Source organism: Microbispora triticiradicis (assembly GCF_005864065.1).
GTDB classification, from domain to species: Bacteria; Actinomycetota; Actinomycetes; order Streptosporangiales; family Streptosporangiaceae; genus Microbispora; species Microbispora triticiradicis.
This window is the reverse complement of the sequence record NZ_VANP01000007.1, coordinates 148,863-161,475: the sequence shown is the minus strand read 5'-3', so window position 1 is coordinate 161,475 and position 12,613 is coordinate 148,863. Positions and strand designations below refer to the sequence as shown.

The window sequence follows — 12,613 nt, the reverse complement described above, 5'->3', positions numbered from 1 at the left end:
TCAGGCGCCGGCGCCGCACGCCGGAAGGCGTAACGCGAGAAGAGCGACGTCGTCGGTGGTCCCGTGGGGTATGCGTCGCACGATCTCGTCGCACACGTCCTCCAGCGGGAGGTGAGCTATGGCCGCGGCCTGCGCCCGCAGCCGGGCCAGTCCGGTGGCCAGGTCGCTGCCGGGACTTTCGACGAGGCCGTCGGTGTAGAGCAGGAGGGTGCTCCCAGCGGGCATCGGCTCGACGGCGTCGCGCCTGGTCGACTCGATACCCAGGCGGAGCCCGAGCAGCAGATCCCGCCCTTGTTCGAGGTAGCGGGCATGCCCGTCAGGGGTGACCAGCAGAGGCGGCGGATGCCCGGCGTTGCTCCAGCGCAACCGCCAGGGACCATCTTCGGAGCCTTCCACACGCGCCAGGATCATCGTCGCCATGGGCACGTCCGTGACGGCGGACATCGCCTGATCCACCCGGCTGACGACCAGGCTGGGCGACACGCAGCGGTCCCACGCCAGCGTGCGCACCATGCTGCGCAGCTGGGCCATCTCAGCGGCGGCCGTTATGTCGTGGCCGACCACGTCACCGATGACCAGGGCGGCGACGCCGTCGGGCAGCAGGAAGGCGTCGTACCAGTCACCCCCGACCTGAGACCCCACCGGGGCCGGAAGGTAGCGGGCGGCCATCTCAAGGTGGCCGACCTGCGGCAGCGGAGCCAGCAGGTGACGTTGCATCATTTCGGCCACCTCGCGTTGCCGGCCGAACAGGCGCGCGTTGCCCACCGCCAACCCCGCGCGACGTCCGATGTCGGTGACCAGCGTCACATCGGTGGCGTCGAAGGGGTGGACCGGGTCGGTGCGCGCCACGGTGAGAGCCCCCAGCACCCGCCGCTGGGTGCGTAGCGGCGTGATGATCGCCGACACCGCTCCCCGGGCTGCGAACAGCTCCCGCTCTGCGGCGGCCATGCCGGAGTCAGGTTTGCGGGCTATGTCGCCCGGCCCCAGCAAGACGGTCTCACCTCGATCCAGCACCCGCGCCAGCAGGGAACCGGGAGGCTCGGGCAGCGGGAACCCCGCCGCCTGATCAGCAGGAGGGATCACCACCACCCGCTCCACCTTGTCGTGCTCGACACGCAGATCCACCATCGCCCAGTCGGCCAACCGCGGGACGATCAGCCTGCCCAGCCGTCGCAAGGCCTCGTCCACATCCAGCGTCTGGGTCAGCACGGAGGTGATCTCGGTGACCAGCGTCAGGCGGGCGTTGAAGTCCTCCAACATTGCCAGTTGGCCGGCCTGCCGACGAGAGAGGTTCAGCCGCTCGGTGATGTCGGTGAAGACGACGATCACTCCGAGTACCTGCCCGCCCTGCACTATCGGAGCGGCCGACAAGGCGACCGGCAGCAGGCTGCCATCACCCCGTAGGAAAGTCGACTCTTCGCCACGCGCCGGACGACCGTGCTCCAGCACCCCCATCAGCCGACAGGTGGAATGAGGAGTCAGCCCATCGTCAGCGCCCCTGTGCAGCAGGTCGTGGGCATCGGCGCCCAGCATCTCCGCTACTGGACGGCCCAGCAACGCCCCGGCCTGCCGGTTCGCCATAGTGATAAGTCCAGCAAGATCAGTCAGATAGATACCCGCCCCCGCGCTGTCGAAGGCCGCCTGCAGCAACCTCTGGTCGGGCAGCCCGGCATGCCCATTCGTGCTGGGCAGACGCCGCCTCATCGCCGCCCTGCCTTCCTCCGGTCATCGCTGCCTACGCCCTACCCGCCGACACGCCGAGCACGCGGGGCAACCCGCGGCCATGTCGAGCCAGCCGGCTCCCCTGAAGAAGCCTGAGAATCCCATCTCGACGAGGCGTGGGCAATACTCGTCGAGGAGGCTGGCCCATAGTGGGTCATCCCGGCGAAACGCCGCGCTGAGCGCCTGCACCACGCTTTCGACGTGGCCTACGCGCCGACTGTAATGACGGCACCAGTGTCGGCGAGTGCGCAGGGTCGTCGACGAATTCAATGGTCAATGACGCATGGTTGCTCGGTGGTCGCTCGCGTGTACGGGTACGGCGCGGCACCCAGCGAGATCAGGCGGCAGGCTCCCGGGGACAACAGCGGACGAAATGGTAGAAGTGAACGCCTCGGGTACCGCTTGGTGCTGCCGCCCCACATGACCCTCGCGCAGAAGCTTGAGTGGGAGGGCGGTGTCGGCGCGTTGATCGGGCCCGAAGTCCTGAAGGGGTCCCGGTAACAATGGAGCAGAATCCAACGAACCTGCCCCTGGCCAGGGGGTACTTGGGTTTGCTGGCCAGGGGTACTGAAGTTTGGAGGGTGCCTGACAATCTCTGCTGCTGCGGTTCGTACTGGTTTCGGTGCGTTCGTGGAGGTGGGTGGGGGCGCTCGCTTGTTTCCATGCTCAGGCCGAGGGTCAGCTCGCGGGCTTGAGGCCCGGGCAGCCCGCGTCGATCCGGCCCGTCTCGAAGTACTTCACCACCTCGGCGGCGCACTCAGGCACCTTAGTGGTCGAGACGTGCACGTCGTCGGCCACCTTGTAGACGGTGCCACCGATGACGCGGCGGGTTTGCAGCGCCCAGTCGTAGACGGACATGTACTCGTACAGGTGCGCGGCCAGCACGAGCGATCCGCCGTTCCGCTTCAGCGTGGCCTGCCGCACCGGCAGCGGCCAGCCGGAACACAGCGCGGTCGTGCCCCAGGAGCGGCCGGTCGCCGGAAGGCGCTTCTGGAGCCGCTGGTAGTCATGCCAGGCGGTGTCGAAACTCGGTCGGCTGCTGTCCTCGTTGCACGTGACCGCCCAGTTCATGGTCATGTTCGTCATTTCGGGTGTGCCAGGCAGAGGTGCTCTCATCTGGGCGCCGAGCAGCTCCTTGACGGTGGGCGGGGCGGTAGTGGCCTTCGCCGTCCGCAGCTCGGAGAGGGCCTTGCCCGCGCGTGCCCACTCAGTCGAGTTGCGCCCGGCCAGGTTGGCGACGGCCGAGCCATCGATCGGCTGCGGCAGTTCGGTATAGGTCTTGGGGTTCTTGTCGTACGTGGTGACGAGCTTCACCACCTGCTCACGCACCTGCGTGGCGGTGGTGCCCAAACCGTAGATCGCCCCACGGCGTGCCAGCCAGGTGGCCATGCGGCCGAAGTTGCGCTCGACCGCCGCCGCGCTCTCCTCGATGTGCCTGTCGAAACGGGTCCACGGCGGCGCTGGGCTGTCCAGGAAGACCCGTCCGGTGTGCATGGGGAACAGGCTCCGGTACGCAGCGCCCAGATAGGTGCCCCAGGAGAAACCGAGCAGGTTGAGCGTGCGGTCGCCCAGTGCGGTCCGCACCTGGTCCAGGTCCCTGGCCACGGTGTCGGTGGTGAGCTGCCGGAGGAAGTCCGGGTCGGAGTTCGCGCACTTCAGGTTGGCCGCGACTTGGGCGTCGTAGATCTTCCTGGCCGACTCCTTGGTCAGCGGGCCCGGCTTGTCCGGGCCTCTCGGGCCGGGCTCGCAGACGACCTTGGTGCTGTACCCGACCCCGCGGGGGTCGAAGCCGATGATGTCGTACCGCTCGTTCAGCTCGGCCATCTCATCGTTTCTGAGCGCGGCCCGCAGGATCGGGTCCAGATATCCACTGCCGCCCGGCCCTCCCGGCAGGATGGCGACAGTGCCCAGCCGGTGGTCCTCGTCCGTGGCGGCCAGCCGGGTCACAGCAATGTCGATCTTCGGCCCACCGGGGTTGTCGTGGTTCAGCGGCGCGCTGACCGTCCCGCACTCCAGGCGTTTCATCAGGGTACGGAAGTTCGCGACGTGATCCTGCGTCACGCCCAGGCTCCGGATCACCTCGTCGGAGTAGGTGGGGCAGGACTTCCACGACACGCTTGGGCTGGAGACGGTGGTGGCGCCCGCCGCGGGAGGCTGCGCCCCCAGCGCCGTCAGGGCCAGCGTCAGTGCCGCCAACGATGTTCGGTTCGTCATGCGGACTATCCCTAACGCTGCGGGTGTTCAAAAGGCGTAAGGCCCAGCGCCACCCCGACGCCGTTCAACACTGCCAAGCCATGGTCAATGCACTGAGGACAGCGACCTCGTTCAGGATGGCAGCCGCTTTGCCAGCCCTTCCAGAACGGATCTTTGTGCTCTGGGGCACGTCAGTACCCCTTCCGGCGCGTCGCGGTGCGGAACCGTGCCGTAGGACGTGCGGGGTTCGCCGGCGGTGTGAGATATCCCTCTCCAAGCATCGTGGCGCTGGTGGCCTGGGGAGGTGACCATGTGGTGATGACCTCCTCGCCCCGCCCGCCGCGCGTCGGCGGCCGACCGGATCCGACAGGCGGGACTACCGCGCTCGGCGGAGAGCCCGCCCGCGGGTACCTGCTGGACAACGCGCGCGCCGAGGCGGGCGAGCGATTCGTCTGGCTGGCCGAGCTGTTCGACGGTGTGACGCGGGGGCACTTCGATCGATTGGGGGTCGGGGCCGGCTCGCGCTGCTGGGAGGTGGGGGCCGGTGGCCGCAGCGTCCCGGAGGCGCTCGCGGCGGCCGTCGGTCCGACCGGGCACGTGCTGGCCACGGACATCGACCCGTCGTGGCTGGAGGCAGGCGACGGGTACGAGGTGCGCCGGCACGACGTCGCGGCTGATCCGCCCCCGGAGCCGGGGACGTTCGATCTGGTGCACGCCCGGCTCGTGCTGGTCCACGTACCCGACCGGGCTCGGGCGTTGGCCAACATGGCGGCGGCGCTGCGGCCCGGCGGCTGGCTGCTGGTCGAGGACGCCGACACCGCTCTGCAGCCACTGGCATGCCTGGACGACAGCGGCCCGGCGCAGCGGCGGGCCAATCGGCTGCGCGACGCGGTCCGGGAGCTGCTGACGCGCCGCGGCGCGGACCTGCGTTACGGCCGGACACTGCCTCGGGCATTGCGTGAGGCCGGCTTGGTGGATGTCGCCGCGGCGGGCTCTTTCCCGGTCGGCGGGCCGGCCTGCGACCGGCTGGAGGCGGCGACCATCCGGCACGTGCGCGGCGAGCTGCTCACGGCCGGTCTGGCCGACGACGCCGAGATCGACGCGCACTTGGCCGCCATCCACGCGGGCGAACTCGACCTGACACTCGCGCCGCTGATCTCAGCCTGGGGACGCCGTCCAGCCGAGCACCCGCCGGCACTCGGTTAGGTGCGGATCCAGCGTTGTCCGACCTGCCCACAGCGCTGTTCAAGGAGGTTTTCGGGGGCGAGCCTCAACTTTCGACGGCCTCTGCGATCTGCAGTGCGACCTGGGCGGGCGTCAGGTGCGTGGTGTCGACGACCTCGGCCTCGCCGTGTAGCCACGTGCGGGCCGCCTCCGCGTAGGGCTCGAGGTATCTGAGACGGAAGGGGGAAGGGCCGAGAAGAGTGTCCCCCACGATGCGCCTGCGGAGGGTGTCTTGGTCGGCGTGCAGGACGAAGTGGCGTACCGGGATGGCATGTCGGGTGAGGCCCGTGCTGATCTCGCGCCAGTACTGCTCGACCAGGACAGTCATGGGCATCACCAGAGTGCCACCGGTGTAGTCGAGCACGAGGCGGGCGGTCTCGACCACGAGTGGCCGCCACGGCGGCCAGTGCTGGAAGTTGTCGGTCGCCGGCAGCCCCGGCGTGATGTCCATGAGTGTCTCGCCTACCTTCTCGGCGTCGAACACCCGTGAATCCGGGATCAGTCGCTGCACGAGTGCAGCGGTCGTCGACTTGCCTGCGCCGTGGGTGCCGTTGAGCCATACGATCACGGAGCCCGATGCTACGTAGCGCTGCGCCGGGCCGTGGGAACGGACGCCGAGAAACAGGTCCTGGTGCCGTGGCGGATGGCGTAACCCACCTGCGGTGTCCACCAGTGCGAGCCGTTCTGAGAGCCAGGGCGCAGCGACAGCCAACCGGCTTGTCGGCGAAGCTCCCCAGCCAGTTGCCCACCGACCGCGGCTCGTTCGCTTCGCCCCTACTGCTGGCAATCTGCCACCACCCGGTACTACCGTCGCGACGAGCGGTTGCAAATCACAAGCGGAAGGGGCCGCCGTGCTGAGGCAGGTCGCGGATGGTGTGCTGGTCCACGAGAGCGAGTTCCTCCAGAGCAACGCCGTTGTCGTGCAAGGCCGCACCGGGGTGTTGCTCATCGACCCCGGGGTGCAGGACCACGAACTGGCCTGCCTCGCGAACGACCTGTCCCATTCGGGCCGGACCGTTGTGGCAGGCTTCTCGACGCATCCTCACTGGGATCACCTGCTCTGGCACGCCCAGTTCGGCGCGGCCCCTCGCTACGGCACGGCCCGCTGCGCGGCCGCCGTCCGGGATCAGCTGTCCGACCCGGATGCGAAGGCCCGCATCACCGCCCACCTGCTCCCGACGGGCATCGCCGAGCGGGTGCCCCTGGACCTGCTCGGCCAGATCACCGCCCTGCCCGCCGGGACGGCGCGGATTCCATGGGACGGCCCTCAGGTCCGGATCATCGAGCATCAAGCGCACGCACCGGGCCATGCGGCGCTGTTCGTCGAAGAACGCGGGGTTCTCGTCGCCGGTGACATGCTCTCTGATGTCCTGATTCCGATGCTCGACTTCGACGACACCGCCGACCCGATCGAGGACTACCTCGCTGCGCTGCGGCTGCTCGATGGCGTGGCTGGCGACGTCGACGTCCTCGTCCCCGGCCACGGTTCGGTCAGCGATGAGGTACACGCACGGATCGACCAGGATCGGGCGTACGTGTACGCCTTGCGTGACGCCCATGTTCCCGGCGACCCTCGGGTCGGGCCGTCGGCCAAGCCCGGCTGGGAGTGGGTGAGCGATGTGCACGACGGGCAAGCCGGGCGTCTCGCCAGAAGAAACGAGCGCGACGGGACGCCCGGCTAGCCGTACCGGCTACCAGGCGGTCGCGCCGCCGTCGGCCGCGTAGTTGGCGCCCGTTATGTACGCCGCCCGGTCGGAGGCGAGGAAGGCCGCCAGCTCGACGATCTCCTCCGGCCGGGCGAAGCGCTTGAGGAGCGTCTTGCGGGTTATCGCGTCCCTGGCGGCCTGGTCGTCGCCGAGATCGCGGTCGCTGGCCGGGGTGAGGACCGGCCCGGGGCTGATCGCCACCGCGCGGATCCCGTGGCGCGCGCCTTCGAGCGCGAACTGCCGGGTCATGCCGATGACCCCGGCGTTCGCCGCGCTGTGCGCGACCATCGGGGGGACCTCGCCGGCGATCGTGCCGGCCATGGACGCGACGTTGATGATGACGCCGCCGCCCCGCCGGACCAGGTGAGGCCAGGCGAACTTCGACACGAAGAAAGGAATGTCGAGTTCACCGGCGATGGTCACCCGCCAGTCCTCGACCGAGAAACCGGGCATCGGCCCGAAGCGGGGCATGGCCGCGTTGTTGTAGACGACGTCGAGCCCGCCATAGGCCGCCACGGCGTCGTCGACCAGCCGCCGCGCCTGTTCCGGGTCGGTGAGGTCGACGGGCGCGACGCCCGTCATGTCGCCTCCGGCGCGACGGACGAGTTCCACCGTCTCGTCGTTGGCGTCGACCTGGATGTCGCACCCGACGACCTTCGCGCCTTCTCGCGCGAAGACCAGCGACGCGGCCCGGCCCTGACCTCCGGCGGTGCCGGTGATCAGCACCACCTTGCCGTCAAGCGTTCCCATGGGTTCCTCCTGATCCCTGTGTCGCGCACGAGCTCAGCGGGCACGCAGCGGCGCGAGCGCCGTGCTCCATGCCACGACCTGGTCCAACATCGCGGTGAGCGACTGAAGCTGGAACTCGTTGGGTGTGAACACGCTGAAATCCTTGAAGTCGGTGAAGAGCGACAGCGCCACCTGGGCCCGTACGTCGGCCATCTGGAGCTCACCGGCGATCAGGCGCAGGTGTTCCACCGCACGGGTGCCGCCGACCGAGCCGTAGCTGACGAAACCGACGGCCTTGTTGTTCCACTCGCCGTACAGGAAATCGATGGCGTTCTTCAGCGCACCCGACGTCGAGTGGTTGTATTCCGGCGTCACCATGACGAACCCGTCGAACGAGGCGATCTTGCCGGCCCACGCGATCGTGTGCGGCTGCGTGTACTGGCCCAGCGACGGCGGCAGCGCCTCGTCGAGGTGCGGGAGTTTGTAGTCGAGCAGGTCGACGAGCTCGAACTCCGCGTCGGTCCGCTGCGCGGCGACCTGGTGCACCCAGCGGGCGACGGCCTCCCCGTTGCGTCCGGGGCGGGTGCTGCCGAGGATGATCCCGATTCTGGTCATGACGATCTCCACTTCCAGCGAGAAATACTTGCTTCGCGAAGGAAGAGTATGAGTACTTCGTTCGTGAAGCAAGTAGGATGTGACCATGACTACATCGCGGCCGGTGCGGCCGCTGAACGCCGACGAGGAGGCGTTGGTCCGCGCGCTCCCCCGCCTGATCTACGCGCTGCCCCGCGCCATCGACGCCGACATGGTGCGCGAACAGCAGTTGCCGCTCATCGAGTGGATCGCCCTGATGCGGTTGTCGGAGTCGCCGCAGCGGCGGATGAGGATGGGCGAGCTCGCGGTCGCCTGCGAGCTCTCCCTGAGCGGGATGACCCGCATCGTCACCGTCCTGGAGCGGCAGGGCCTGGTCGAACGGGTCAGGTGCGACGACGACGCCCGCGGATTCAACGCCGTCCTCACCGACGCCGGCCTCGCCCGCCTGGAACAGGCGTGGCCGAGCAACCTGGCCAGCGTGCGCCGGCACTTTCTCGACCACCTAGAAGGCGTCGATCTCGCGCGCCTCGCCAGCGCGATCCAGAACGTCGCGGGTAACGCCTGACGCGAAGATCGGGCCGCGCCACGTGAGCACCGCACCTGCGCACGCCGCGCCGTCATGGGCCGCTCCCGGGTTGCGGTACGGGACCGTTCACCCGGCAGAACCGCTCAGTTCGCCGTGTACGCCCTGGCCTGGATGCCGTAGAGATCGGCGTAGCGCCCGCCGAGCGCGAGGAGTTCGGCGTGCGTGCCGGCCTCCATGATCCGGCCTGCGCCGAAGACCAGGATCTGGTCAGCCCCGGCGATCGTGGAGAACCGGTGCGAGACGATCACGGTGACGGCTCCCGTCCGCGCGGCCAGCTCCCGCGCGCGGACCATGTACCGCTCCAGGATGGCGCCCTCGCTCGGCGCGTCCAGCGAGGCGGTGGGCTCGTCGAGGACGAACAGCAGAGGGCCTTGACGCATCGACGCGCGCGCGAGCGCGGTCTTCTGCCATTGGCCCCCGGAGAGCTCGACACCTCCGAAGAGCCGGCCGAGCTGCGTGTCCATCCCGTTCGGCAGGCGCCTGACGAGCCCGTCCGCGTCCGCGGCCGCAACGGCGTCGGCGAGGCGTCCGGCGGTATCGGCGTGGGGCAGGTCACCCAGCCCGACCGTCTCGGCGAACCGGATGCGGAACCTCCCGAAGTCCTGGAAGGCCGCGCTGCACCGCGACCGCCACGCCTCGGTGTCCAGGTCGGACAGATCGGTGCCGTCGACCCGGATCGTGCCGGCGTCCGGGGTGTAGAACTTGGTGAGCAGCTTCACCAGCGACGTCTTGCCGGAGCCGAACTCGCCGACGATCGCCACCACCGAACCGGCCGCGAGGTGGAAGCTCACGTCGTCCAGCACCGGGCGGGCCGTGCCCGGGTAGGTGAAGGTCACGCCCTCGAAGGCGATGCCGTCGCGCAGAACGGCGGGCGCCGGCAGCCGCTGCCCGGTCTGGCGGTGCCGCGCGACGTAGTCGCGCAGCCACAGGTACGGCTCGACGTAGGTGCCGGCGTTGAGCGCGACGCCGGCCCGGACCAGCGCCGACTGGACCGAGTCGCGCAGGGCCACCGCGACGGTGAGGGTGAGCACCACGTCGCCCGCGCTCGCCTGACCGGTCGCGGCGAGACGCAGGACGAGGACGAGTCCGGCGGCGAAGCAGAGGCTGAACATGAGCCAGCCGCCCAGTCGCCATCCGGCCGAACGCAGCCGTGCCGCCGTACGACGGACCAACGCCTCGTCCCACGCGGCTCGCTGCCGCCGGGCGAGCTCTCCGCCGACGCCGGCCACCCAGATCTCCTTGCTCGTGGCGGCCTGCGTGGCCAGCGTGAAGAGGTGCCGCTGCAGCCGGAACGACTCGGCGGTATCGGTCTCCGCCCGGGCCACGCCACGCTGACCGTGCTGGTCGAGCGCCAGCGCGACCCCTGCCGCGACGAGCAGCGGCAGCAGGACAGGGCTGACCGTACCGAGCAGCAGCATGAGAAGGAGCAGGCGCAGCCCGGCGAACACGACGTCGATCACGCTCCACAGCCCGTGCGTGAGCTTCCACGACGCGTGGTCGAGCACGGTCACCCGGTCGAGGAAGTCGCTGTGCTCCAGGTGCTCGAGCGTCTCCACCGACGCCAGGAAGCGCTGGATCCTCGGTTCCAGGTGCAGCTGCGCCACGGAATCCGCGACGATCACGGACAGGTGGGTCTCCAGGCTCGGGCCGAGCACCGTCGCCGCGGCCGCGAGGGCGGCGCAGCCGGCCATGGCCATGGCCTCCGTCGAGTGCCCGGCGAGAGCCTGGTCGATGACCGCGCGGGTGGACAGCGCCAGCGCGGCGGTGGTGCACGCCGAGACGAGTTTGAGGCCCAGCAGCATGACGACCTGCGGTCGGTCGGCTCGCCACGAGAGGGCGAACAGCTCACCCCACAGCCGTACGGAACTCCATCGGCGCGAGCTCACGAGATCTCACCGTCCTCGGCGCAGTCGTTGTAGCCCTGCCGGAATCGCTCCGCCTGGATGTTGAACAGGTTCGCGTAGACCCCGTCGGCCGCCATCAACTGCGCGTGGCTGCCGGACTCGGTGACCCGTCCGCGGTCTATCAGCACGATCCGGTCCGCCTGCCGCACCGTGGAGAGGCGGTGCGAGATGAGCACCACGGCGGCGTCACCCCGGTACGTGGCCAACCGGTCGAAGACCTCGAACTCGGTCTGCACGTCGAGGTGGGCGGTCGGCTCGTCCAGAACCAGTACGCGCGCTCCCGTACGCATGGCGTAGAGGGCGCGGGCGAGCCCCACCTGCTGCCACTGCCCGCCTGACAGGTCCACTCCGCCCCGGCGGGTCCGGGCGAGCGGGGTGTCCCACCCGAGGGGGAGGCGGTCCACCACCGCGTCCAGCCCCGCGGCCAGGCCGGCGGCCTCCACGGCGTGGCGGTCCGGCGGGACACGCGCACTGCCCAATGCCACGTTGTCCGCGACCGACAGGTGGTAGCGGACGAAGTCCTGGAAGACGACCGACAGATGTCGCCGCCACCTGTCGAGGCCGATGTCGCGGATGTCGGCGCCGTCATAGGTGATCCGGCCGCCGGTCGGCTCGTAGAGGCCGGCCAGGAGTTTGACGAGCGTCGACTTCCCGGCGCCGTTGAGGCCGACCACCGCGAGCAGCTCCCCCGGCCGGATCTCCAGGTCCAGCCTGTCGATGACGGCGCGGTCGCTGCCGGGATAGGTGAAGCTGACCTCCTCGAACCGCACCGTGCGATCCTGCGGCTCCGTGCCCACCCGCTGCGCCGTGCCCACCCGCTGCGCCGTCCGCCCCGGCCCGGCCGAAGTGGCCGAAGCGTACGAAGCATCTGCAGCGTCGGAAGCCTCCGGGGGTACGGAGGCCGGCGGCACGTCAAGCGCCTCGCGCAGGCGGTCGGAGGCGTTGAGCGCGCTGACGGCGCCGAGCACGTCCCGCGGGTCACCCCAGAAGGTGCGGTAGATCACCGCACTCGCCGATATCGCCGCGGTGCCGGCCGCCAGCGACACACGCCCGGCCGCGGCCAGGTACGCCGCCGAGACCATCGCGGCCGCCAGCGGACCGACGACCATCGGCGCCAGCAGCCAGTGCCTGGTCAGCGACGCGCGCTGATGAGCCCAGACCGGCGCGTACTGCTCGCGCGTGTGGTGCAGCTGGCGCCGCACGACATGCTCTCCGAGGCCGAAGATGCGCACTTCCTTCGCCGGCCCGGCGTCGAGGTTCGCGTCACTCCACACCCGGCGGCGGTGGTACTCGGTCTGACCACCCCGCCACAGCACGAACCATCGGTCGATGTCACGGCTGCTCAGCCACTGCACCGCGATCGCCGGAAGCACGAGCAGCGGGACGAGCCACCACGCGCAGACGGCGAGCACGACGGACGTACTGGCCAGCGTGAGGGCGCGGCCGACCATGACCACGAGCGCGACGGCACCCGCGCCTGGGGTCCGTTCCGTCCAGTTGCGCGGATCGGCGCGGGCCAGTTCGACGTGGCCCTGCACGGACGGCCGTTCCAGCGCGGCGATGGTGCGGCCGGTCGAGACGCGGCGGCTCAACTCGGACCGGTAGGCACCGTCCAGCCGAAACGCCACGAGGTAGTGCAGCGGCTCCTTCGCGGAGTCGATCAGGTTGCCGACGAGCATGACCCCGACCAGCGCCGCGGCCGGGAGCGTCAGTGCGCCGAGGCCGCCGGCGCCCTCGCCCAGGGCCGCCACGAGGCGGCCGACCAGAAGCCCGAGAGCCGCGGCGGCCGCCGCGGGCGACAGGCTCTCGACGATCGTGACCATCACGAGGCCCCCGACCGGCAACGGGCCGGCGGCTCGCAGCATCTTCAGCAGACGCAGGCGTACCAGCACCTGCTGCCGCGCGGACACCCATGTCACAGGCATGTCAATCAATCCTCTCGGCGACACCGCGGG

The 12,613-nt window shown here is 69.9% G+C and carries 10 protein-coding genes; 3 read left to right on the top strand and 7 right to left on the bottom strand.

Annotated elements, in window-relative coordinates; genetic code table 11:
* Together FED44_RS19815 and FED44_RS19810 are read right to left on the bottom strand one after the other, a co-directional pair.
* Nucleotides 1-1,704 carry a SpoIIE family protein phosphatase gene (locus tag FED44_RS19815; protein ID WP_138461617.1) on the bottom strand — a complete coding sequence of 568 codons (1,704 nt, stop codon included), beginning with the start codon at nt 1,702-1,704 and terminating at the stop codon, nt 1-3.
* Between the two features lie 696 nt (nt 1,705-2,400).
* Complete coding sequence (locus FED44_RS19810) at nt 2,401-3,936, bottom strand: alpha/beta fold hydrolase (protein ID WP_138461616.1); 1,536 nt, start codon at nt 3,934-3,936, stop codon at nt 2,401-2,403.
* Between the two features lie 270 nt (nt 3,937-4,206).
* Here FED44_RS19810 and FED44_RS19805 point away from each other — a divergent pair, with 270 nt between their 5' ends.
* Nucleotides 4,207-5,121 carry a methyltransferase domain-containing protein gene (locus FED44_RS19805; protein WP_208759074.1) on the top strand — a complete coding sequence of 305 codons (915 nt, stop codon included), beginning with the start codon at nt 4,207-4,209 and terminating at the stop codon, nt 5,119-5,121.
* A gap of 64 nt (nt 5,122-5,185) precedes the next feature.
* On the opposite strand, the gene FED44_RS19800 is transcribed toward FED44_RS19805, so the two are convergent.
* Complete coding sequence (locus FED44_RS19800; protein ID WP_138461615.1) at nt 5,186-5,707, bottom strand: AAA family ATPase; 522 nt, start codon at nt 5,705-5,707, stop codon at nt 5,186-5,188.
* 283 nt (nt 5,708-5,990) lie between these two features.
* Between FED44_RS19800 and FED44_RS19795 the strand changes: the two genes are divergently transcribed.
* Nucleotides 5,991-6,821, top strand: a complete 831-nt coding sequence (locus tag FED44_RS19795; protein WP_138461614.1) for an MBL fold metallo-hydrolase — start codon at nt 5,991-5,993, stop codon at nt 6,819-6,821.
* 9 nt (nt 6,822-6,830) lie between these two features.
* On the opposite strand, the gene FED44_RS19790 is transcribed toward FED44_RS19795, so the two are convergent.
* Together FED44_RS19790 and FED44_RS19785 are read right to left on the bottom strand one after the other, a co-directional pair.
* Nucleotides 6,831-7,595, bottom strand: coding sequence for an SDR family NAD(P)-dependent oxidoreductase (locus FED44_RS19790; RefSeq protein WP_138461613.1), 765 nt, complete (start codon nt 7,593-7,595; stop codon nt 6,831-6,833).
* A 33-nt stretch (nt 7,596-7,628) separates the two neighbouring features.
* A complete protein-coding gene (locus FED44_RS19785; RefSeq protein WP_111699237.1) occupies nt 7,629-8,189 on the bottom strand; it encodes an NADPH-dependent FMN reductase in 561 nt (186 codons plus the stop codon).
* Between the two features lie 85 nt (nt 8,190-8,274).
* Here FED44_RS19785 and FED44_RS19780 point away from each other — a divergent pair, with 85 nt between their 5' ends.
* Nucleotides 8,275-8,733, top strand: a complete 459-nt coding sequence (locus tag FED44_RS19780; RefSeq protein WP_111699235.1) for a MarR family winged helix-turn-helix transcriptional regulator — start codon at nt 8,275-8,277, stop codon at nt 8,731-8,733.
* A gap of 104 nt (nt 8,734-8,837) precedes the next feature.
* Here FED44_RS19780 and FED44_RS19775 read toward each other — a convergent pair whose 3' ends face one another.
* Nucleotides 8,838-10,640 carry an ATP-binding cassette domain-containing protein gene (locus FED44_RS19775; protein ID WP_244302085.1) on the bottom strand — a complete coding sequence of 601 codons (1,803 nt, stop codon included), beginning with the start codon at nt 10,638-10,640 and terminating at the stop codon, nt 8,838-8,840.
* Nucleotides 10,637-12,583: an ABC transporter ATP-binding protein gene (locus FED44_RS19770; RefSeq protein ID WP_138461612.1), complete on the bottom strand. Its 1,947-nt coding sequence runs from the start codon at nt 12,581-12,583 to the stop codon at nt 10,637-10,639. Before FED44_RS19770 ends, FED44_RS19775 begins: the two co-directional genes overlap by 4 nt.
* Between the last annotated feature and the right edge of the window lie 30 nt (nt 12,584-12,613).

What these genes read in the sequence shown, in the direction of transcription:
- FED44_RS19815 (WP_138461617.1), bottom strand. Translation starts at nt 1,704, where the DNA reads ATGAGGCGGCGTCTGCCCAGCACGAATGGGCATGCCGGGCTGCCCGAC.
- FED44_RS19810 (WP_138461616.1), bottom strand. Translation starts at nt 3,936, where the DNA reads ATGACGAACCGAACATCGTTGGCGGCACTGACGCTGGCCCTGACGGCG.
- FED44_RS19790 (WP_138461613.1), bottom strand. Translation starts at nt 7,595, where the DNA reads ATGGGAACGCTTGACGGCAAGGTGGTGCTGATCACCGGCACCGCCGGA.
- FED44_RS19785 (WP_111699237.1), bottom strand. Translation starts at nt 8,189, where the DNA reads ATGACCAGAATCGGGATCATCCTCGGCAGCACCCGCCCCGGACGCAAC.
- FED44_RS19780 (WP_111699235.1), top strand. Translation starts at nt 8,275, where the DNA reads ATGACTACATCGCGGCCGGTGCGGCCGCTGAACGCCGACGAGGAGGCG.
- FED44_RS19770 (WP_138461612.1), bottom strand. Translation starts at nt 12,583, where the DNA reads ATGCCTGTGACATGGGTGTCCGCGCGGCAGCAGGTGCTGGTACGCCTG.